Source organism: Apibacter muscae (assembly GCF_007845635.1).
Classification (GTDB): Bacteria; Bacteroidota; Bacteroidia; order Flavobacteriales; family Weeksellaceae; genus Apibacter; species Apibacter muscae.
The window spans coordinates 85,069-106,577 of record NZ_SELG01000041.1; the positions used below are offsets into that span (position 1 = coordinate 85,069).

The window sequence follows — 21,509 nt, forward strand, 5'->3', positions numbered from 1 at the left end:
AAAAAATATTCAAATTTCTGAAATATCAATTAATTGAATATTAAATAATTTATAGTTAAGTATTTCCTTTACAGTTTGTACTAATGAATATAAAGCTATGTTTGATTCGCTTAATTCTATTTTTTTTATAGAGTTTTCGTTTTTATAAGCTCTATTGTTATATGCCATAACAAAATGAATTTTTAAATCATTATTGATTATTTGGTTAAATAATGCTTTTCCTTCTAATATTTTAGTAGGACTTTTCCTATTATGCTTTTTTATTGTATTTATAAAATAATTACTCCCTGAATTGCTATTTATATCATTCCATAATCTTTTAGCTGAAAGAATTACTTGGCTTGATAAATTTCTCATTTGAGTATTAAATCCATCTTTAACATGTATAAAATATATGCTATCATTTTCTAAATATAAAATGTCACAAAGCTCTATATTTTCTTTTAAAACTTTATCCAAAATATAATGGTTAGAAGACTTATGAGAAGTATTATAGGTATCCTCATCCATATCCTCATCCCAAGTATTTAATATAGTTTTATTTAATTTATATTGTTTGTAATAGTTAATGGCTTCTTGTTTTATTTGTTTTATAAATCTATCTTCCAAATAAAACCATTGATTATCTATTCTAAAATATTTTTTTTCTGAATATATAATTTCTGCTATAATGTGAGAGTAAAATGTTCCTGATGTAGATTCTTTACCATTTATAGTACCAATAATTCCTAATTCATATAATTTTTGTTTAATTGAAAGTCTATCATTTATATTATCAGTATTATTATAAATAAACTGTGTGCATTCAAAATATAATTTATTCCTATTATTTATTATTTTATCATTAGTTTTCCTTTTCCTTCTAAATCTTATACGAAATTCATCGCATTCATAAAATTTTTCAAGTTTATTAAAATTTACAATTTCAATTATATCATTATTTAATCTATTTAATTCATCAGGAGTTATGTGTAAATTAACATCATCAACAATTTTTTCCTTAAGAAATTCATCTAAACTATGAAGAAGCTGTTCTTCTGTAATCTTTTTGAAAAGAGTTAATTGGGTATATTTTGATTTATCTTCTCGAATATTATGAATATCAATTATTAATAGCCTTAATTCCTCAAAACTAATTTTTTTTCTAAGATTAAAATAAGAACCTACTTCCATGATAGACTCATCATCAAGATGATATTTTTTAAAGATTCCATTTCTTAATTCAGCTCTAACTTTAATCTTTATTTTTTTAGGTATCTCTGAATAATCTAAAGAATCATTTACTGATTGATTAAAATTGTATGTATTTGATTTTTGAGATAAATTACCGGTTATACCTCTTGTATCTATAACTAAAGAAATATCCTCATTAGGTTTAGCAAAATGTTGATATAGATCAATACCAAAATAAGGGTCAATATATTTTTTTATCACGGTAATACCACTACCTCCAATTACACAATAGATATTAGATTTATATATGATAAATAAGACAAATGAAAACTCTAATATTTCAAAATTCTGTTTTTTGGCTAATTCATAAGGTAAAAATAATTTCCAATAACCTAAATTTTTAGGATTATTATAACAATAAGTATAATATTTAAAATCTTTTTCTTCATAAAACTCTAAAGAAGGTTTTACAATTTGAATATTATTTTTATTTGCATGGAGATATTTTTTGTGATTATCTCTAATGATTTCAACTATTTCATCATTATCTTTATTTTGGAATTCATAATATAGCTTATCAATTAAAAAAAATTTAAGATTAAATTTTATATCCCCTAACCTCATATTTTATAATAATATAGTATGTATATAATTTATATTGTAAATATATAAATACTTATTATTTTATGGCATTTAGTGTGGTAAAATTTAAGAAAATAAGATGATATTTTAGCTAAAAAAGATTAATTTGCTCTCCATTAGCGTCAAGGTTATCCTCTTCCAAATGATTTTCTTCTTCTAAAATTTCCTCTTCCGGTTTAATCTCTTCTACTTTAATATTTCTTATCTTTTCTTTGGAAAGTTGGTTGCCCTGAGCTTTAATTCCTTTAATAGAAATAAATTCTTCCAAGTCAATGGTTTCAGTTTCTTTATCTTTTCCGAAATTAATTTCAGCAATTAATTTTCCGCCAGTTCCCACCCATTCTATAAAAGATTTTGGGTTTTCAGATTGGAAGAATATTTGTGGATTTAAGGTATCTTCTAATAGGAAGCGCTTAATAAAATAAATGGATTTTTCTCCATCGTAATATATACAACAAATAGGTTTTTCAGGGTCCCATTTTTCAATGACTATTATATCATCGTCGAAATGATTAAGCAGATCAAAAGTATGTAATTTGGCAAAGCCTTTAGAGCTTAAAGTTAAAACTTTATCTGTTCCTTTAAAAGCCCCTAGGTAAGTTCCCCGACCATCAACATTTAAGCGTAATATAGAATCATCGAACCAAATTTTTCTTGGAGCTAAAGTAGATATACCAGATTCTTTTAATTCAATTCTCTTAATAGGATATTTTGTTACCAAGTTTCCTTTGGAACTTCTTCCTTTAATGGATAATTCAGAAAAATCTAAATCAAATTTTAATTTTTTTAATCTTTGGCTAAGTTTTAAGTATATAGTAACTACTTCAGCTTCTCCATTAGGGTTAGCAGTAAAATATTGGATTTCGGAATATTTATCCTCAGAGATTAATTGATATTCTTTGTCTCTTGTAATAGAAGTTACTGGAAATCTTTTCATAAACCAGGGTCCCATTTTTCCTACTCTATAGATCAAATTATAAACCGTTCGTTTATCATTCTTTTTCCATATTCCTACATGGATAATATTTTTTCCAACAAATGTTTTAGCGTCTGCTTTAGTAACCAACATGGTACCATCCTTCCTAAAAACGATAATATCATCAATATCAGAACAATCAAATAAATATTCATCTTTTTTTAAAGAATAACCTATAAAGCCTTCCTCTTTATTTACATAAAACTTTATATTAGCTACAGCTACTTTAGCCGCATCAATGGTATCAAAAGTTCTAATTTCAGTTTTTCTTTCTTTCCCTTTTGAATACTTCTTCTTAATGTTGGTAAAATAGTCTATGGCGTAAGAGATAAGATTTCCTAAATGATATTTTACTTCTTCAATTTTACCCTCCAGTGCTAGAATATGCTCTTCTGCTTTGCCTAGATCAAAACGTGTTATTCTTTTTATTCGAATTTCTGTAAGCCTTGTAATATCTTCAACCGTAACTTCTCTAATTAAATGTGAAGTAAAAGGTTTTAAAGCCTTATCAATGGTATCAATTACTTCCTCCCAGGTTTCAAGTTCTTCAATTTTATGATAAATTCTATTTTCTATAAAAATACGTTCTAACGATGAAAAGTGCCATTGCTCTTGCAATTCCTCCAATTCAATTTCTAATTCTTTTTTTAACAAATCAACGGTGTGATCTGTATTGGATTTAAGAATATTTGAAACCGTGGTAAAAATTGGTTTATCAATATCAATTACGCAAGCGTTCGGTGAGATTGATACTTCACAGTCTGTAAAGGCATACAATGCATCAATCATTTTGTCAGGAGATACATCATTGGTGAGATATACTAATATTTCAACTTCTGCTGCAGTATTATCCTCAATTTTTTTTATTTTAATCTTTCCTTTATCATTAGCTTTAATAATGCTATCGATTAAAGAACTAGTATTGGTGCCATAAGGGATTTCATTAATTAACAATAGACCTTTTTCCGGATTAGAAATTCGGGCTCTGGCTCTTATTTTACCTCCTCTTTCTCCGTCATTATAGTTAGATACATCAATTAATCCTCCAGTTTGAAAATCAGGATATAAAGTAAATGGTTTATTTTTTAAATATGCTATTGAAGCATCAATCAGTTCAACAAAATTATGAGGCAATATTTTGGTGGATAAACCTACAGCAATCCCTTCAACTCCCTGAGATAATAATAAAGGAAACTTAACCGGAAGGTTTTCTGGTTCCTTATTTCTACCATCGTAGGAAGATTGCCAAACCGTGGTTTTAGGATTAAAAACCACCTCTAATGCAAAAGGCGTAAGCCGTGATTCAATATACCGAGCAGCAGCAGCACCATCTCCGGTATAAATATTCCCCCAGTTCCCTTGGGTGTCAATTAAAATATCTTTCTGTCCTATTTGTACAATAGCATCTGTAATGGCTGCATCCCCGTGTGGGTGATATTTCATGGTGTTACCAACCACATTTGCTACTTTGTTATATCTACCATCTTCTAATTCTCTCATTGAATGGAGAATTCTTCTTTGAACAGGTTTTAATCCATCAAAAATGGATGGAATAGCTCTTTCTAAAATAACATATGAAGCATAATCTAAAAACCAAGTTTTGTACATACCAGAAACCTTTTGAGTTTGTTCAACTTGTTCTGATGGCTTTAAGTTCTCCTGATTAGGCTCTTGCATAATATTATTTAAAACTATTTTAGTTTACGATTTATTAATTTGGGTATCAGATAGCTTGTTTTCTTTTACAACTTTGTCCAATGAAATTTTTAAATTTCTAATTTGTTTGGATGATAGATAGGATATATCAAACCTTAGTTTTGATAATCCACCCGATACTCTATTACTTGAAATATAGATTTCAAGTGTCTTTTTAAAAAAATAACTTTTTTTAATATTAAATTTTTTTAACTTCCTCTTAGGGAAATCCGATTGTAATTCTTTAACGAATACGGATGATGCTAATGATCTTTTGTTTTGGAAAATAAGTGTTTCTCCTTCTCCGTCGTATTTAAAGAAAGGACAGCCTAAGTAGGTAAGGTATAATAAAATAAGTAAACTAAGGATGAAAACTAAATCATCCCTATATTGAAGGGATCGTATATCCAAATAAATAAAAATAATACTACTTACACAAACGATTAAAGTTAAAATATTAACAATTTTTAATTTATTTTGCGTTTCCTTGTTTTGTATTTTCATAAATCTAATTTTTATTTAATCGCTTCAATTACCAAATTATCTATTATGAACTCTTGTCTATTAGGGGTATTTTTACCCATATAAAATTCCAATAATGTTTCAATAGAGGTATCTTTACTTAACATTACAGGTTCAAGACGAATATCTCTACCAATAAAATTTTTAAATTCATCGGGGGATATTTCTCCTAATCCCTTAAATCTAGTGATTTCAGGGTTTTTACCAAGCTCGTTTAACGCGTTTATTCTTTCTTCCTCAGAATAACAATACCGTGTTTCTTTCTTATTACGAACTCTAAATAGAGGAGTTTGTAGTATATATAAATGCCCATTTTTTACTAATTCAGGGAAGAATTGTAAGAAAAAGGTAATTAATAACAAACGAATATGCATACCATCTACATCTGCATCAGTAGCTATAACTACGTTGTTGTACCTCAGATCTTCAAGACTTATCTCAATGTTTAATGCTGCTTGTAATAAGTTAAATTCTTCATTTTCATACACAATTTTTTTAGTTAAGCCGTAACTATTTAATGGCTTACCTCTTAAACTAAAAACCGCTTGTGTTTCAACATCTCTGCTTTTAGTTATAGACCCAGAAGCTGAATCTCCCTCCGTAATAAATATGGTTGATTCTAATTTTCTTGGAGATTTTTGATCGTTATAATGCTGACGACAATCTCTTAACTTTTTATTATGAAGACTTACTTTTTTTGCTCTTTCTCTAGCTAATTTTTGTATCCCTGATAATTCTTTTCTCTCTTTTTCTGAAATAATAATTTTTCTTTGTAGAGATTCTGCTATTTCAGAATTTTTATGTAAAAAGTTATCTAAATTACTTTTTAAAAATTCAGTGGTAAATGCTCGAATAGAAGGCAAATTCGGTCCCATTTCATTGCTTCCAAGTTTCGTTTTTGTTTGTGATTCAAAAACGGGTTCAATGACCTTTATAGATACAGCAGCTATAATAGATTTTCTAATATCGCTTGCCTCATAGTTTTTATTGTAGAATTCTCTAATGGTTTTAACATAAGCTTCTTTAAATGCATTCAGGTGGGTTCCTCCTTGGGTAGTATGTTGTCCATTTACAAAGCTAAAATAGGATTCCGATTGAGATCGTTCTCCGTGAGTTATAGCTACCTCAATATCTTCGCCTTTTAAATGAATAATAGGATAAACGGTATCACCTTCTATATTTTCTTCTAGTAAATCTTGCAGTCCATTTTCAGAATAAAACTCTTCACCATTAAGATAAATTTTTAAACCAGGATTTAAATAAACATAGTTTTTTAGCATTTTGTCTATATATTCCTTTCGGAACTTAAAATTTCCAAAAATGCTAGGATCTGGTTCAAAAATTATTTCTGTTCCATTTGTTTCTTTAGATTCAATTTCATCACTCTCAAAGGTTAGAATACCTTTGGAAAATTCTGCATAGCGCGTAAGATGTTCTCTTGTTGCTTGTACTTTAAAATAAGAGGAAAGGGCATTTACAGCCTTTGTACCTACACCATTTAGTCCTACAGATTTTTTGAAAGCACGGGAATCGTACTTACCCCCAGTATTCATCTTAGAAACGGCGTCCACCATTTTCCCTAGAGGAATCCCTCTTCCATAGTCACGAATTTTAATATTATTCTCGTTTAAGAAAATTTTAATTTTTTTTCCTTCCCCCATAACAAACTCATCTATAGAGTTGTCTATGATTTCTTTTAACAGAATGTATATACCATCGTCAGGGGAAGAACCATCTCCCAGTTTTCCGATATACATACCTGGACGAATACGTATATGTTCCTGCCAATCAAGAGTTTTTATATTATCTTCTGTATATTTAGATGGAGTCATATGCTATTTGCAAAAGTATATTAAATTCTTTTGATAACAAAAAATCGTTAAATTTTATAATTTTAATAGTTTATTTATAGATTTACTTATTCAATGTCTAATTTTTTTATTTCTTCCAAGTTTTTTTTAAGTTTTTTTAATAGAATTCCATAAATTAACCCATAGTAAACCATTAGTATAGCAATAAAAATTATGCATATAATAATGTATATAATAATGTATTTAGGAGATGAAAAAGGAATATATAAGCTTTTAAATATACCCTGCTCGTAATATGAATGTCTTGATTTTATGATATGCATAAAATCGTAAAAACTTGTATAGTATAAAATTATAAATCCAAGAATTATGTTTATTGCAAGTAAAGTATTTATACGCTTTCTAAATCCCAATATTTTATTTATAAGCTCCTTAGTTGAACTGAGAATATTTATATCCTTGTAAGATTTATACAAGTTGTAGATAAAGAAAATGGATATTATAATATTAAGATAAGTTAACGCATCACTAATTTGCATTTCTTTAATAAATGTTTTTTGTCCATTTACATCTAAGCTATTAAAAACAATAGTTCTATCTGTAGTTAATGAAATAATTAGAGAAAGGATCATCACTGCAAATTCAATTATACTTATAGCGACTATATATTTAACTGTATTTCTTGAGGTTTTATTAAGCATTGAAATTAACTCATCTTGAGAATAATTCTTGTTATTATCTTGAGTAATCCAATACTTTTTTATATGATCAATGTCCATTTGTTTATTCATTTTTACTCATAATATCTTTAAGCTTAACTTTTATTCTATTAATCTTTACGCGTGCATTTACTTCAGTTATTCCTAAGGTCTCTGAAATTTCTTTGTAGGGCAAATCCTCTAGATAAAGAAGAATTATAGCACGTTCAATTTCTGAGAGTTTTTTTATTGATTCATATAGAAAATTTATTTGTTCCTGTTTAATTGAAAAATCATTATCATCAGAAATTTTATATAAAGAATGATCGATTTCCTGTGTCTCTATTTTTCTAGACGATTTTCTAAAAAGTGTGATTGCAGTATTTAGAGCAACTCTATACATCCATGTGGTAAATTTTGAATTGCCTTTAAATGTTTTATAGGATTTCCAAAGTTGTAAAACAATTTCCTGAAATAAGTCTTGAGAATCTTCATCGTTATTGGTATAAAGTCGGCAGACTTTATGAATAATGCCTTGATTGCCTTCAATAAGTGCTGAGAATTCTAATTCATTATTTTTTTTCAAAATATTTCTTATTTGTATAGGTATTTAGCTTTCAGTATTTGTTACATATTTAGCCATCTTAATGACTATAGGAATTAATATATTTAGTAAAACCAAGCCATATTTTAATTTAAAATAAACTCAAAAATTTATATTTTATTAATTATTCATAGGAAAATAATTAATAATCATGGATTATGAACTTTATCTTTTAACAAAAATAATAAATTAATATAGAAAAATTTTGTATAAAATTATTAAAAATAAAACCTTTAAGATTATTTATATTTGTTCAGTGTTTTCAAATAAATTTATAATATTATTAGTGGTGCTAGTCTTATTTTGTACTAGCTTAATATTCATTAATTTATTAACCGGATATGAAAACATTTCATTATGTGATCTATTTCTATCTGAAGATGAAACTAAGAGATTAATTATTTCATACAGATTTAATAAAATTTTTGCAGTAGTTTTAGCAGGAATTTCATTACCCGTAAGTGGTTTTTTATTACAAGAATTATTTAAAAATCCTTTAGCGGAATCCTCCATATTAGGAATATCTTCTGCTTCTGCATTATCAGTTTCATTAATAATTTTTTTTGGAGGTAGTTATTGGCTTTTAGAATATCCACTACTCAGTAATTGGATGTTAGCAATTGGCGCTTTTTTAGGAGCATTGATTGTCTCGATATTTTTACTGTTAACGATAAAAAAGATTAAAAATATTTCCATGTTTATTATTATTGGATTTTTAATTTCTTCTTTCTGTGGATCTATAATAAGCATGCTACAATTTTATTCACAATCAGAAAAATTAAAACAATACGTATTCTGGTCATTCGGATCCTTTGAAGGTTTAACATCTATGCAATTAATTATTTATGCATTATTCATTGTCCTTGGTTTATTTTTAGCTTTAATGTCTGTAAAAAATTTAACCGGATTTCTCCTTGGAGAAGAATATGCTAAGGTTTTAGGAGTGAGTGTAATTTCAATGAAAGCCTGCATAATCCTTTCCGTATGTTTTTTATCCGGAAGTACCACTGCCATGTTAGGACCTATCGTATTTATAGGAATAATAATTCCACATTTTTGCCGGCAAATTTGGAATCCTGCTTCCCTATGGAATCAATTAATTTTAAATATGGGAGTGGGAGTGGCTTTTATGCTAACGGTAAGTTTAATTATGAGTTATACTCAATTACCGGTAAATATTTTATCATCCCTAATCGGAGTTCCTACGATTTTCTTTATGATTTTTAAAACTCAATTAAAAAATAATTTATATTGAAAGAGCTTAAACTACTTAATAAATTACAAATTAATAATCTTTCCATAGGTTATAAGAGTCCACTTCTTTCCAATATAAATATGGAAGCAAAATCAGGCGAAGTAATTTTGTTGATAGGTAGAAATGGTACAGGGAAAACAACTTTTCTTAAAACTTTACTTAAAGAATTGGCTCCTTTAAAGGGGAAAATAGAAATAAATGGAAAAGATTTAAAGTTTCTTTCCGCAACTGAAATTAGTATGCTTATTTCCGTTGTTCTCTCCAAAATCAATGTAAGTCCTTTTTTAAAAGTTTACGATTTAGTTGCTTTGGGTAGATTTCCATATAAAAAGTGGTATCAAAATTTATCCTTACAGGAGAAAAAAACTATTGAAGAAATATTAAATCTACTAAATCTAACTCAGTATCAGCATTATTACATCCATCAACTTTCGGATGGTAATTTACAAAAAGCCATGATCGCAAGGGCATTAATTCAAGATACTCCCTTTTTAATTATGGATGAGCCCACTTCTCATTTAGATATTGCTAATAAATTAGAAGTTATGAAAATTATTCATTCTTTAGCCAAAGAAAAAGGGAAAATAGTTTTATTTACTTCTCATGATTTAAGTTTGGGACTTTCTATTGCAGATCAGGTTGCATTAATTCGGAAAGATAAATTTAAAATCGGGTTTACGGAAGATTTAGCAAAAAATGAAAATATTTTAGATCATTTTGCAGGAAAGGATATTACCTTCAATTATATTTCAAACGAATATGAATTTATTTCAGTAAAAAATAAAAGAGAAATAAGTTTAGTAGGAGACTCTCAATCTCTTTATTGGCTAAAAAAAGCTTTAATAAGAAAGGGTTTTTATATAGTTCCCCAAGGAGAACTATTGATTAGAGAAGAAAACTCAAAATTCATCGTTCAGAAACACGAACAAGACTATTCTTTCTCTACTGTAGAAGAGGTTATTCGGTTTTTATCCTAATTACGAATTATTCCATTCCTAAATCGTAAGTAAAGGCATGAAAGAGCTCAATTTCATGAATTTCAACTCCACTTTTTTCGGAGGTAATCATGCATATAGTTCTTTCAATTTCATATTTACTATGAACTTTATTTAAATCAATTAAACTTTCATAGTTTAAAGAAACTATATAATCAACCAATTGACTTAGCGTGTGATTTCTTAATCTTTTAGTCTTAGTGTAAATTTTTAAACCTAAAAATTTTACATCTTCTTTTTCGATTTTTTCCGTGTATTTAATGATCTTAGAATTAGGTAGTTTTAATCCAGTTTTTAATGTTAGCTGATTCCAAAAAAGTTCTAGTTCTGATTGTGGAATTAAACTTGTAATTTCCGTATTAACAGTAATTAATTTTTCTGGTACATTTAAACGTAAAAAAATATTTTTTAATTTATAATAAATATTTTTAAAAATATCTTTGTCTTTTTTAGTAATTTTTGTTTTTAGATAGATTACATTTACAAAATCACTAATTGTCAGAACTCTTTCAGCCTCATGGTCTGCGATTTCAATATTAAATTTTTTTTCAACTTCAACTAATAGTTCAACAATATCTAAGCCCATATTTTAAAGAATAGATTTTAATTGATTAAGAGCCTTTTCTAATGTAATTCTTGGGCATCCTACATTCATTCTCATAAATCCGGTTCCTTCTTTTCCAAACATAGAACCATCATTCAATGCTAAATGAGACTTATTTATAAACAAAGAAGTAAGTTCTTTCTGCGAAAGATTCAACTCCCGACAATCTAGCCATAATAAAAAAGAAGCTTCCGGCTTCATTGCTTTAATTTGAGGAATATTTTTTTTCAAAAAATCATCTACAAACTCAATATTTGCTTCTATATATTCCTTTAATTCAATCATCCAATCTTCACATTTTTCATATACGGTCTGCAAGGCTAAATAAGCATAAATAGTACCTTCGTTCAATTCACTACTAACCAAATAATGGTGGTATTTTTTACGGATCTCTTCATTCTTAATAATAGAGTAGGAGGTAACAATTCCGGCTATGTTAAAAGTTTTAGAAGGAGCATTAAAAGTAATGCTGTTTTGTTCTGCTTTTTCCGATACGGAAGCAAAAGGGATATGTTTATTTCCCGTTAAAACTAAATCGGAATGAATTTCATCGGAAATAACCAATACCTTATGTTTGTAACAAATTTCTGCCAGTTGTGTAAGTTCTTCTTTAGTCCAAACCCTTCCTCCAGGGTTATGAGGATTGGAAAGCATAAGAATTTTAGATTTTTCGGTTATCAACTTTTCTAATCCTTCCAAATCCATTTGGTATTGAGTTCTCTCCAAAACTAAGGGATTCGTTACTATTTCTCGGTTGTGTAATTTACTTATAATTCGAAAAGGATGATAAACCGGTGGTTGAATAATAATTTGATCTCCTTCTTTAGAAAAAACATCCAAAGCAAAAGCAATTCCTTTTACTATACCCGGTATGTAGCTGATTTCTTCCTTTTTTACCTCCCACCCATGGTGCTTTTGTTGCCAGTTTATAATGGATTGATAGTATTCTTTAGGGGGGTATGGATAGCCAAAAACTCCTTGTTGGGTACGCTCTACTAAAGCTTCTATAAGTTCCGGAGGAGACTGAAAATCCATATCAGCCACCCAAAGGGGAATTAAATCAACACTTCCAAACCTTTCTTTTAAAGCATCGTATTTTAAGCAATCCGTATTTTTTCTATCAATAACCTCATCAAAATTATATCTTCTCATTTTTTACATATTTATACAAAAATAAAGGTTTTCTAAACCTAATCATTTATGGTATTATATTTTAAAGTTAATAAAAGTTTTAATAATAAATAATTGTAACTATCATTTAGTAAATTCTTGAATACGTATTACTCATAATCATAATATCTAAGAATAGATTGAAATAGTTAATTTAAAATATTCATGGGAATGAATTTATTGAAAATATATAGAATCAATTCTTAATAAAACAGGTATAGTTTACACATTTTAAACTTTAGAGAGGTTTTAAAATTAAATGATTGATTTAAAAACTAATATTTTAAATGACAAAGACGTTTAAACATTAATCCAATTTGAAAGGCTCATTATTTAAATTTAAGATTGATGCAAATGATAAAATTCATACATTTATATTATATTATAATGGAATAAAAAACTTATATTAGTTGAAAATTTATTTATGAAAAAACTTTTATTTTCTTTTATGGTACTATTTCTGACTTTAGGTATAGCACAAAGTCAGAAACAGGAGGAACCACTAGAATTAGAATTTCGCAGTGGTAATACTACTTCTAACTACAAAGGAGTAAAAATTGGGGAGTATTATTGGATGGATGCTAGTTTATATGAACCTGTGTTACATTATACAACTCAAAATTTTATCAACAAGCATATGGACGGTTGGGCAGTTCCTTATGATATGCCAGCAGAAAGTTTTAACCGATATTATGGGCAATTTTATGGACCTATGGAAGTGCCTTCCGGAGATATGTATGAGAATGGGGTTGTGGATAAAAATTGGAAGCTTCCCAATAGAGCAGCTTTTTATCAGTTAATGGCCATGTGTGGAACAGGTTCCTACCAAGATATTAAAGAATACTTGGGCGCAAAAACCAATGATAATCCTATGGCTGTTAATCTTACCGCCAGTGGAGATATTAGCAGTGGACATTGGTTTGCACCAAATAAAAATGTTTATGGATTTAGCTTAATGCCTGGTGGGGGACGTATGAATGGGCCTTGGCAAGAATTAGCACAAGGAGATTTTTACGCAATGTATAAGCATGCCAAGCTTAGAGTGGATGATTGGAGTGTTTTTACGGTGGATAATTTAGAGAAAACAGCATCTTTCAGCGGTGTTTTATATCATTGGATTAATATAAGATGGGCCAAAAGAATACCAGATGAACAATTGGGGTATAAATTATACATTAAAGAATCTGATTATAAAAAATATGAATACTCAGAATTGATTCCAAATTTCGATATTAATTCAGTAGATATCAAAAAATTAAGTCTTGATCATGTAGTTCCCAATGGGTATATTGAATTGCCCAATGGATGGATTCGTGGATTTTATATTCAGAAAAATGGTACTCAGCCAATTAAAAAAATGCCTGAGCTAACTACGCATCTTAGAATACTTACCGATGATAATAAATATGTATTTAGAGAAAATGATCAAGTGAAATTCTACTTACGTACAGATGCCAAATCTCAAACAGAACTTGAAAACCTTAATTTTGGACTTTACAATCCTAAAAATGGTGATTTTAGAGGGCCAATAAAAATTTTGTCTGTGGATGGATATGTTTATACTTGTGAATTGCCTGATAATTATATTGGTAACTTCATGTTAATTCCTTATTTTTCTGATAAAGAAGAAAAAATAGCTTTAAAAAGGGAAGTATCTACGCCTTGGATAGATCGATTACCCATCTCCATAGAATATAAACTATCTAGGGGTTATATTGTTTCAAAAGATTTTCAAGCTACCAGCTTTATGCAAGTAAATATTCCTGAAGGTGGGGTAAATCGATTATTTCAGATAGAGCTGGAAAAACCTTTTAAAGTTTCAATGCCTACCAGTGATCCAGCATCCGTTCGAATAGGATTATTTTATACCAACGGAGATTTTTACACAGATATAACAAATAGTGTTAAAGGATCTATTTATACCTGTAGCTTACCGAATAGTGTTCAGGCAGGTGATTATATTCTAATGCCTTATACTAAAGAGGATGGTAAAATAAAAGTTGTTGAAAGAAATGATGAAACTTTTTACATGGATAGACTTCCAATTGTCGCATTAGAAGAAGATATATGGGGAGATAGTTTTTCAGCCTTTAGTGTGGAAGAACTACTTACTCCTTATACACAGAATAATAATACCTTATATATTAAAGGATTATCATCAACAGCTAATTTATCAATCATAGATATAAATGGAACGGTTAAAAAACAAATGAATAATATTACACAAAATACAGCCATACCAATTTCTGATTTAAAATCTGGTGTTTACTTTATAAAGGTAAATACTTCTGAAGGAAAAGTTGAAAATTTAAAATTTATTAAGCAGTAATTATTGATAAATTGTATAAAGAAAAAGGACTGTATTTTTACAGTCCTTTTTCTTATTCATTATCAACCATAATTGATTAACTTAAAAAATTTAATTTTTAATTGATTCTTTTTTAAGGAAGAAATAAATCAAAAAATTATTTAATCATAAATGTTTAAAATACAATTATAAATCACTATAAATTAGAAAAAGGCACATTAAATGTATTGCCTTGAGTGATATCTCCAGTTTGTAAACCTTTGTTTAACCAGCGTTTACGTTGTGCTGAGGTTCCGTGGTTAAAAGCATCCGGAACAGTATAACCTTGTGCTTGCATTTGCAGACGATCGTCTCCTATTTGGGTCGCTGCATTTAAACCTTCCTCAATATCACCCGGTTCAATGGAATTAAAATTTTTATTGTCATGATAGGCCCATACACCGGCATAGAAATCGGCTTGCAATTCCGTGCGAACACTCATTCGATTGCTCTCTTTCTTACTCAATCTTTGTTGTTCTTGGTTAACTTTACCCAAGGTTCCTAATAAATTTTGCACATGATGCCCGACTTCGTGGGCAATTACATAAGCATAAGCAAAATCACCTCCGGCGTTCAGTTCATTTTTCATTTGTTTAAAGAAAGATAAATCTATATAGATGGTTTGATCTGCTGGACAATAAAACGGACCAGTAGAGGACGATGCACCACCACAACCCGAAGTGGTAGCACCACTAAACATGATCAATTTAGGTGGAACATAAGTCATTCCGTTCTCCTTAAAAATTTCAGTCCAAATATCTTCCGTACCGGCTAATATTTTTTTAACAAACTCCGCAGACTTTTCGTCTTCGGCATTGGGTTTATAAGTTTGTTGTGTAGAGCTGGTATTACTAAGCTGCTGAGTGATTACATCCATAGGATTACCACCCATCAACCAAACAATTAAACCTACTACAATGGTTCCTCCTATGCCTAAAGTAGCCTTGCCTACCGATTTTCCACGGCGGTCTTCAACATTTTTACTACTTCTTCTTCCGTCAAGTTTCATAAATTATGAATTAAATATTTATATATATTTATAGTAAAAATATTAAAAATTATAATAAAATTGAATATAAATTATATTTTTGTTGAAATAATAGTTTAAATGGAATCGGTAAGATTACATGGGCTATTACAAACTAAAAATAAGCGATTTACTATAGTATAATACTTAAAAAATATATAATAACAATAATATACAACAGCATAATTTATATCTTTGTAGGTACGGTATGAAATCTAAAATTTCATATAATATAGTATAATTAACATTAAAACTTTAAAGATTAAAATTACAGCTTATGAACATTCTAAAATTTAAATATTCATATTTAGCATTTGTTACAATTACTTATTTAGTTGCATGTAACAATACTAACGAGCATTTAGAAAAAGATTCTAATACTAATGTTATTACGCATAATCAGCACCCTTCGGAGTTAAAAGTTGATGTTCTTAAAAAAGGAGATCATGTTCCGAGCAATAAAGTTTGTATGGTTAATGATGAATATATGGGCAAAGAACAGCTAGAAGTGCCACTTGATGGTAAGATGTACTACGGTTGTTGTGAAATGTGTAAGAATAGAATACCACAAGATGAGAAAGTAAGATATTCAATAGATCCCCTCACTAATAAAAAGGTGGATAAGGCTTTAGCATATATTGTCTTAGCTAGTGATAATGGACAAGTGTATTATTTTGAAAATGAAAGCAATTATTTAAAATTTAATAATAAAAATTAAATTTTAGATTTAATTAATATGAATGGATAATAAGTTCTAATTATACTATTTATACAATTATATTAAGACTTAATCTCATTTATACTACGAATAAATATTAATATATTCTTTTTTAATTGGGGACCAATAAAGTCCATAATTTAAAAAATTTTAATGGAAATTTTTAATTCATACTTAATATCAATTATTGAACAATTTTATGGTATAACATGGCTTGAATTTATAGGTGTATTTTTTGCTGTGTTGCAAGTTTTGTTTGCAAAAGCGAATAAGGTATGGTTATATCCATGTGGAATAATCAGTATATGTATTACAAGTTACTTATATTTTGAAATCCAATTATATGCAGAAATTCTTTTGCAATTGTATTATTTAATTATGAGCATTTATGGATGGATGTTATGGAAGAATAAAAAAGGAGAAGGATCAGAAATAAGTTTGTCCTCGAATTCTGAAAAAAGAAAATCAATATTAATTGTAATAGGAACATTTTTTTTCTTATATTTTATATTGATAAAACACACAAACTCAGATGTCCCTCTATGGGATGCAATGGTTAGCGCTTTTGCTTGGGCAGGGATGTGGTTGCTGGCTAAAAGAAAAATTGAAAATTGGATTTATTTAAATATAAGTAATTTAATATCTATTCCATTATTATTGCATAAGGGATTAATCCTATATACATTACTAACCCTATTTTTATTTATAATAGCTATATTTGGATATCTAGATTGGAAAAAAATATTAAAAAATAAAGAATTATTAACCTAAAAATTTAAAGTATGACTTGGACAATAATTATTGGTATTCTTGCAGGTTTTTTAGCTGGTATATTGATGAGGGGTAAAGGTTTTGGTTGTTTAGTTAACTTAATAATAGGTGTTGTTGGTAGTGTTTTAGGGACCAAGATATTTAAAATTTTGAATATTTCCGTAAATGAAAATAGTAGAATAGGAGATTTATCTATGTCTTTAGTTGGGGCTATAGTTCTTTTGGCTATTGTATCAATATTTAGAAAAATTAAATAAAAAACTATCTCAGTATTGAGATAGTTTTTTATTTAAAAATATTTTAATTATTTGTGTTTTTTATAAAGTTCTGACACTTTGTCCCAATTAACAACATTAAAAAATGCATTAATGTAGTCAGGTCTTCGGTTTTGGTAGTTCAAATAGTAAGCATGTTCCCAAACATCTAAACCTAAAATAGGATAACCAGAGACACCAACTTCTGGCATTAAAGGATTATCTTGATTAGCAGTTGAACCTATGGAAAGTTTTCCATCTTTTACAACCAACCAAGCCCATCCCGAACCAAATCTACTGGCAGCAGCTTTTGAAAATTCATCTTTAAAAGAATCGAAAGATCCAAAAGTAGCATCAATGGCTTCTGCTAATTCTCTACTAGGTTTTCCTTGTCCTTCAGGGGTTAACCATTCCCAGAATAAACAATGATTTAAATATCCACCTCCATTGTTTCTAATAGGGGTTTGGTTAAAACCTTTAACTATGATCTCTTCAATGGGTAAAGATTCAAGCTCAGTTCCCTTAATTGCGTTATTTAAATTTGTAGTATAAGTCGCATGATGCTTATTGTAATGCACATCCATCGTTTTAGCATCAATATGAGGTTCTAAAGCTTCGTATGCATACGGTAGTTTTGGTAATTCAAAAGCCATAATTTAAAAATTTATTTGATTAAACAATCTATATTTGGGTGACAAATATCATACCATTAAAAGAAATCATATAAAAAACAAAATTTAAGATAAAAAATAAATTTTGATGATAAATAATTTCATTTATTCATAAGTTCTTTGCCAAATATAGTGGAAAAAAATCTTTATATTAATAAAGGTATTCCAGCATTGTAACAAGATTCTTTCATTTTGTTAGGCCAAATGCTTGATTGTACTTCTCCAACGTGAGCTTTTCTTAATAAGAACATACAAAGTCTTGATTGTCCAATTCCTCCACCGATAGATAGAGGTAGTTCATCATTTAAAAGCCTTTGATGAAAATAAAGTTCTTTTCTTTCTTCCTTATCAGTCAGTTGCAATTGTTTAATTAGTGACTCTTTATTTACACGTATACCCATAGAAGAAAGTTCAAGCGATTGGTTTAGAACCTGGTTCCATACAATGATATCGCCATTGAGACCAGAATAAGGACTTTCAGATAGTGAAGTCCAATCGTCATAGTCCGGAGATCGTACATCGTGAGCTTCTCCATTGCTTAACTTATCCCCAATTCCCATAATAAAAACAGCCCCATGTTCTTTGGCTATTTTATGTTCTCTCTCTTTGGGTGTAAGATCAGGATACTTTTGCAATAATTCTTCGGAATGTATAAAATAAATATTTTTAGGCAATTGAGGAATTAGTTTGGGATATATTTCGTACGCCATATATTCAGTTCTACGTATAGAATCGTATATATTAGTAACAATTTCCTTTAGAAAAGAAATCTTCCGATCTTCAGCAGATATTACTCGTTCCCAATCCCATTGATCTACATATATAGAATGTATGTTATCCATATCTTCGTCTGCGCGAATTGCATTCATATCTGTATAAATACCGTAACCATTTTCAATTTGAAGATCAGCTAGCGTTAACCTTTTCCATTTGGCTAGAGAATGCACAATTTCTGCTTTTTGCTCTTGCATATCTTTAATAGGAAAGTTTACTGCTCTTTCGTTGCCTGCTAAATCATCATTAATACCAGTACCCTTTAAAACAAAAAGTGGAGCAGTAACCCTTCTTAGATGCAATTCTGAAGATAAATTTAGTTGAAAAAAATCTTTTATTTGTTTTATTGCTAATTCAGTTTCCCTTAAATTAAGAATAGGTTTGTATCCTTCAGGAATAATTAAATTACTCATAAATATTTCTTATTTTAAGTAAAAATACTAATTATTAAATTCTTATCTACAAAATAATAGGATCTTTTTTCAATTAATATCACTTGTAAAATTGTATAAAAAATTATATAAATACTATTAAGATTTTTATACATTTGTTGCTTGCCTCTACTTATGAGTAATGATTATAATAACAATACAGGTTTAATTATTTTAAACAATATACCCGATCCTATTAAACCTGGTTGGGGATGTTTTCTTTTGTTTTATTTTAATTCGTATATAGATCATGTGCCTTACTGTATTAAAAGGCTACAAAAGATAGCAGTTAATCCTACAGATTGGTCTAAAGCTAAAGACATTGGTGAAAACATTTTAAAATTTTCTAAGGAAAATCCTTTTTTTGTGCCATCTTCTTATCTCACTCTAGCTCATAATATAGCAAAAATGATTGATCGAATTGCAAATCCTTCTTCTTCTTCTTCTGATAGAAGAGAGGAATGGAAAATTCCTTTTCTAGCAATGGAAACTGCAATTTATTTTAAAGATTCAGTTTTAGAGAATGATATTGAATCAACATTGTCTTTATTTACTCGAGTACCAGAATTAAAAAATACCATTAAAAATAGTAAGGATTTTGTTTTATTTAAAAGAATTAACGATATACTATGGATCAATTGGTATTCCGACTTGGAACATGATTTAAATCCTACTTATAAATATCAAAATTACTTGCCTGATATTTTTATTTTAAAAAAATCAAATGCCAGTATTGAGTCTATAGCTAACCGAATACTGCAAATTGAGAAAGATATTATAAAGCTACCTGGAGATCAGGAAAATTGTAAAATTGTAGCTTCTGCTATTTATAATTTAAAATATTAACAATTAAAATCAATTATATTTTATTTTTTTGATGTATAATTGTCTAAATATTCAAAATGGATTTTATTTTATCTTTACTTTACAAAATAAGATATGTAGAAATTATTGAATTTTTAGGAACTTTTGCTTTTGCTATAAGCGGAATTAGAGGGGCAGCAACTAAAAATTGTGATTGGTTTGGTGCCTATGTTCTAGGTTTTGTTACAGCTGTAGGTGGAGGAACATTGAGAGACTTATTACTAAATCAAACTCCATTTTGGTTGCATAATGGTTTCTATGCATTATGCTCATTTTTTGCATTAATCTTTTACATTTTTTTAAGAGAACATTTAAATCATTTAAATCGTTTTTTCTTTTGGAGTGATAGTATAGGATTGGGGTTATTCGTTTTTGTAGGAGCCCAAAAAGCTATGGTAGCAGGTTATTCCTTTTGGGTTGTAATAACAATGGGAACAATCACCGGCATTATGGGGGGAATTATGAGAGACACTCTTTTAAACCGTATTCCAGTAATTTTTAAAAGAGAGCTTTATGCATTTTCATGTATTGTTGGAGGTAGTACCTTTGTAATTCTTAATTGGTTAAGATTTGAGTTACCTTTAATCAGTCTACTTACAGTGGGCATTGTTGTTTTTATAAGGTTTGTGGCTGATAGATGGAACCTGCAATTTCCGCGATTGAAGAGTGAAACAATTAGACAAAGAGAAAATTAAATAAGTTAAAAAATAATGCACCTATTTATAAAGTAGGTGCATATCTATTTATTTTTTATTTTCAATCCAATTTTTAACTTTATCTGAAAGTATAGATTCTTTAGGAGGAACAACATCCACAAGTTTACCATTCTCATCAATTAAATATTTTTGGAAATTCCATTCAACCTCTGAGTCCATTACTCCATTTTCTGATTTCTTGGTTAACCATTTATAAATGGGTGCTATTTCATCGCCTTTCACTGATATTTTAGACATCATGGGGAAAGATACATTAAAATTCGCCGTGCAAAATTTCTTGATCTCTTCATTACTTCCTGGCTCCTGTCCTAAGAAGTCGTTAGCAGGAAATCCTAAAATCACAAAATTTTTGTCTTTATATGTGTTGTATAATTTTTCTAAATCAGCATATTGAGGTGTATTTCCACATTTAGAAGCAGTATTTACAATCATTATTTTTTTTCCTTTTAAACTGTCCATTTTAAAAGGTTTTCCATCAATATCGGTAACTTCAAAACTATAAATAGTAGAAATAGAATCTTTTTTTGATAAATTATTTTCTGATGAATTAGATTCTTGCTTTACTTCTGTCTTAGCATTGCAATTAATTAAAGTTAATTGTAATAATCCTAAAATACCACAGGTGATTATTATTTTTTTCATAAATAAAAAATATTTTTAATATTTCAAATGTAGTCTTTTTATAAGAAGATCACATATAAATTCAATATTTTATTAATAAGAATAATAGATATAATTTTAGCTATATTTAAAATAATAATAAATGAATTAATAAATTAATAAAAAGTTAT

Annotated in this window: 20 protein-coding genes; 8 read left to right on the plus strand and 12 right to left on the minus strand. The window is 28.4% G+C overall.

The features are described from left to right. Positions 1-9 precede the first annotated feature (9 nt). The 6 genes from ETU08_RS09525 to ETU08_RS09550 form a co-directional block, all read right to left on the minus strand. Positions 10-1,797: a DUF6119 family protein gene (locus ETU08_RS09525; protein ID WP_146262797.1), complete on the minus strand. Its 1,788-nt coding sequence runs from the start codon at positions 1,795-1,797 to the stop codon at positions 10-12. Between the two features lie 109 nt (positions 1,798-1,906). Continuing rightward, positions 1,907-4,468, minus strand: a complete 2,562-nt coding sequence (locus tag ETU08_RS09530; RefSeq protein ID WP_146262798.1) for a DNA gyrase/topoisomerase IV subunit A — start codon at positions 4,466-4,468, stop codon at positions 1,907-1,909. A gap of 24 nt (positions 4,469-4,492) precedes the next feature. Further along, positions 4,493-4,990, minus strand: coding sequence for a hypothetical protein (locus ETU08_RS09535; protein WP_146262799.1), 498 nt, complete (start codon positions 4,988-4,990; stop codon positions 4,493-4,495). Between the two features lie 11 nt (positions 4,991-5,001). After that, positions 5,002-6,840 (minus strand): DNA topoisomerase IV subunit B, encoded by a 1,839-nt coding sequence (locus ETU08_RS09540; protein ID WP_146262800.1) that lies wholly within the window; start codon positions 6,838-6,840, stop codon positions 5,002-5,004. Between the two features lie 86 nt (positions 6,841-6,926). Continuing rightward, positions 6,927-7,610: a DUF8845 family protein gene (locus tag ETU08_RS09545; protein WP_146262801.1), complete on the minus strand. Its 684-nt coding sequence runs from the start codon at positions 7,608-7,610 to the stop codon at positions 6,927-6,929. Beyond that, positions 7,603-8,103, minus strand: a complete 501-nt coding sequence (locus tag ETU08_RS09550) for an RNA polymerase sigma factor (RefSeq protein ID WP_146262802.1) — start codon at positions 8,101-8,103, stop codon at positions 7,603-7,605. The genes ETU08_RS09545 and ETU08_RS09550 overlap by 8 nt, the downstream gene beginning before the upstream one ends. 274 nt (positions 8,104-8,377) lie before the next feature. On the opposite strand from ETU08_RS09550, the gene ETU08_RS09555 reads away from it, so the two are divergent. Together ETU08_RS09555 and ETU08_RS09560 are read left to right on the plus strand one after the other, a co-directional pair. Further along, positions 8,378-9,376 (plus strand): FecCD family ABC transporter permease, encoded by a 999-nt coding sequence (locus ETU08_RS09555; protein WP_185145313.1) that lies wholly within the window; start codon positions 8,378-8,380, stop codon positions 9,374-9,376. Beyond that, positions 9,373-10,353, plus strand: coding sequence for an ABC transporter ATP-binding protein (locus ETU08_RS09560; RefSeq protein WP_146262804.1), 981 nt, complete (start codon positions 9,373-9,375; stop codon positions 10,351-10,353). Before ETU08_RS09555 ends, ETU08_RS09560 begins: the two co-directional genes overlap by 4 nt. Positions 10,354-10,360: 7 nt before the next feature. Here the strand turns inward: ETU08_RS09560 and ETU08_RS09565 are convergent, their stop codons facing one another. Both ETU08_RS09565 and ETU08_RS09570 read right to left on the minus strand, forming a co-directional pair. After that, positions 10,361-10,957 (minus strand): acyl carrier protein, encoded by a 597-nt coding sequence (locus ETU08_RS09565; protein ID WP_146262805.1) that lies wholly within the window; start codon positions 10,955-10,957, stop codon positions 10,361-10,363. A 3-nt stretch (positions 10,958-10,960) separates the two neighbouring features. Beyond that, on the minus strand, positions 10,961-12,127 hold the full coding sequence (locus ETU08_RS09570) for a MalY/PatB family protein (RefSeq protein WP_146262806.1): 1,167 nt from the start codon (positions 12,125-12,127) through the stop codon (positions 10,961-10,963). Positions 12,128-12,569: 442 nt separating this feature from the next. Between ETU08_RS09570 and ETU08_RS09575 the strand changes: the two genes are divergently transcribed. Beyond that, positions 12,570-14,474, plus strand: coding sequence for a T9SS type A sorting domain-containing protein (locus ETU08_RS09575; RefSeq protein ID WP_146262807.1), 1,905 nt, complete (start codon positions 12,570-12,572; stop codon positions 14,472-14,474). A gap of 175 nt (positions 14,475-14,649) precedes the next feature. Here the strand turns inward: ETU08_RS09575 and ypfJ are convergent, their stop codons facing one another. Further along, complete coding sequence (gene ypfJ / locus ETU08_RS09580) at positions 14,650-15,501, minus strand: KPN_02809 family neutral zinc metallopeptidase (RefSeq protein WP_146262808.1); 852 nt, start codon at positions 15,499-15,501, stop codon at positions 14,650-14,652. A 295-nt stretch (positions 15,502-15,796) separates the two neighbouring features. On the opposite strand from ypfJ, the gene ETU08_RS09585 reads away from it, so the two are divergent. The 3 genes from ETU08_RS09585 to ETU08_RS09595 all read left to right on the plus strand — a co-directional run bounded on the left by ETU08_RS09585 (position 15,797) and on the right by ETU08_RS09595 (position 17,265). Beyond that, a complete protein-coding gene (locus tag ETU08_RS09585) occupies positions 15,797-16,237 on the plus strand; it encodes a hypothetical protein (protein WP_146262809.1) in 441 nt (146 codons plus the stop codon). 153 nt (positions 16,238-16,390) lie between these two features. Continuing rightward, a complete protein-coding gene (gene pnuC / locus ETU08_RS09590) occupies positions 16,391-17,008 on the plus strand; it encodes a nicotinamide riboside transporter PnuC (RefSeq protein ID WP_146262810.1) in 618 nt (205 codons plus the stop codon). Between the two features lie 11 nt (positions 17,009-17,019). Then, a complete protein-coding gene (locus ETU08_RS09595) occupies positions 17,020-17,265 on the plus strand; it encodes a GlsB/YeaQ/YmgE family stress response membrane protein (protein WP_146262811.1) in 246 nt (81 codons plus the stop codon). A 47-nt stretch (positions 17,266-17,312) separates the two neighbouring features. Here the strand turns inward: ETU08_RS09595 and ETU08_RS09600 are convergent, their stop codons facing one another. Both ETU08_RS09600 and asnA read right to left on the minus strand, forming a co-directional pair. Next, complete coding sequence (locus ETU08_RS09600) at positions 17,313-17,915, minus strand: superoxide dismutase (protein WP_146262812.1); 603 nt, start codon at positions 17,913-17,915, stop codon at positions 17,313-17,315. 164 nt (positions 17,916-18,079) lie between these two features. Further along, a complete protein-coding gene (gene asnA, locus ETU08_RS09605) occupies positions 18,080-19,120 on the minus strand; it encodes an aspartate--ammonia ligase (RefSeq protein ID WP_146262813.1) in 1,041 nt (346 codons plus the stop codon). 153 nt (positions 19,121-19,273) lie between these two features. On the opposite strand from asnA, the gene ETU08_RS09610 reads away from it, so the two are divergent. Beyond that, the gene (locus ETU08_RS09610) at positions 19,274-19,984 is read left to right on the plus strand and encodes a hypothetical protein (protein WP_146262814.1); all 711 of its coding nucleotides are present in this window, start codon (positions 19,274-19,276) and stop codon (positions 19,982-19,984) included. 56 nt (positions 19,985-20,040) lie between these two features. Then, positions 20,041-20,697, plus strand: coding sequence for a trimeric intracellular cation channel family protein (locus ETU08_RS09615; RefSeq protein WP_146262815.1), 657 nt, complete (start codon positions 20,041-20,043; stop codon positions 20,695-20,697). Between the two features lie 48 nt (positions 20,698-20,745). Here the strand turns inward: ETU08_RS09615 and ETU08_RS09620 are convergent, their stop codons facing one another. Then, complete coding sequence (locus ETU08_RS09620; RefSeq protein WP_146262816.1) at positions 20,746-21,360, minus strand: glutathione peroxidase; 615 nt, start codon at positions 21,358-21,360, stop codon at positions 20,746-20,748. Between the last annotated feature and the right edge of the window lie 149 nt (positions 21,361-21,509).

Bases quoted from the DNA above. Each gene is read 5' to 3' on its own strand.
- ETU08_RS09530 (WP_146262798.1), bottom strand. From the start codon at position 4,468: ATGCAAGAGCCTAATCAGGAGAACTTAAAGCCATCAGAACAAGTTGAA.
- ETU08_RS09600 (WP_146262812.1), bottom strand. From the start codon at position 17,915: ATGGCTTTTGAATTACCAAAACTACCGTATGCATACGAAGCTTTAGAA.
- ETU08_RS09535 (WP_146262799.1), bottom strand. From the start codon at position 4,990: ATGAAAATACAAAACAAGGAAACGCAAAATAAATTAAAAATTGTTAAT.
- ETU08_RS09570 (WP_146262806.1), bottom strand. From the start codon at position 12,127: ATGAGAAGATATAATTTTGATGAGGTTATTGATAGAAAAAATACGGAT.
- ETU08_RS09595 (WP_146262811.1), top strand. From the start codon at position 17,020: ATGACTTGGACAATAATTATTGGTATTCTTGCAGGTTTTTTAGCTGGT.
- ETU08_RS09525 (WP_146262797.1), bottom strand. From the start codon at position 1,797: ATGAGGTTAGGGGATATAAAATTTAATCTTAAATTTTTTTTAATTGAT.
- ETU08_RS09545 (WP_146262801.1), bottom strand. From the start codon at position 7,610: ATGAATAAACAAATGGACATTGATCATATAAAAAAGTATTGGATTACT.
- ETU08_RS09565 (WP_146262805.1), bottom strand. From the start codon at position 10,957: ATGGGCTTAGATATTGTTGAACTATTAGTTGAAGTTGAAAAAAAATTT.
- ETU08_RS09575 (WP_146262807.1), top strand. From the start codon at position 12,570: ATGAAAAAACTTTTATTTTCTTTTATGGTACTATTTCTGACTTTAGGT.
- ETU08_RS09540 (WP_146262800.1), bottom strand. From the start codon at position 6,840: ATGACTCCATCTAAATATACAGAAGATAATATAAAAACTCTTGATTGG.
- ETU08_RS09610 (WP_146262814.1), top strand. From the start codon at position 19,274: ATGAGTAATGATTATAATAACAATACAGGTTTAATTATTTTAAACAAT.
- ETU08_RS09585 (WP_146262809.1), top strand. From the start codon at position 15,797: ATGAACATTCTAAAATTTAAATATTCATATTTAGCATTTGTTACAATT.
- asnA (WP_146262813.1), bottom strand. From the start codon at position 19,120: ATGAGTAATTTAATTATTCCTGAAGGATACAAACCTATTCTTAATTTA.
- ypfJ (WP_146262808.1), bottom strand. From the start codon at position 15,501: ATGAAACTTGACGGAAGAAGAAGTAGTAAAAATGTTGAAGACCGCCGT.
- ETU08_RS09620 (WP_146262816.1), bottom strand. From the start codon at position 21,360: ATGAAAAAAATAATAATCACCTGTGGTATTTTAGGATTATTACAATTA.
- ETU08_RS09615 (WP_146262815.1), top strand. From the start codon at position 20,041: ATGGATTTTATTTTATCTTTACTTTACAAAATAAGATATGTAGAAATT.
- pnuC (WP_146262810.1), top strand. From the start codon at position 16,391: ATGGAAATTTTTAATTCATACTTAATATCAATTATTGAACAATTTTAT.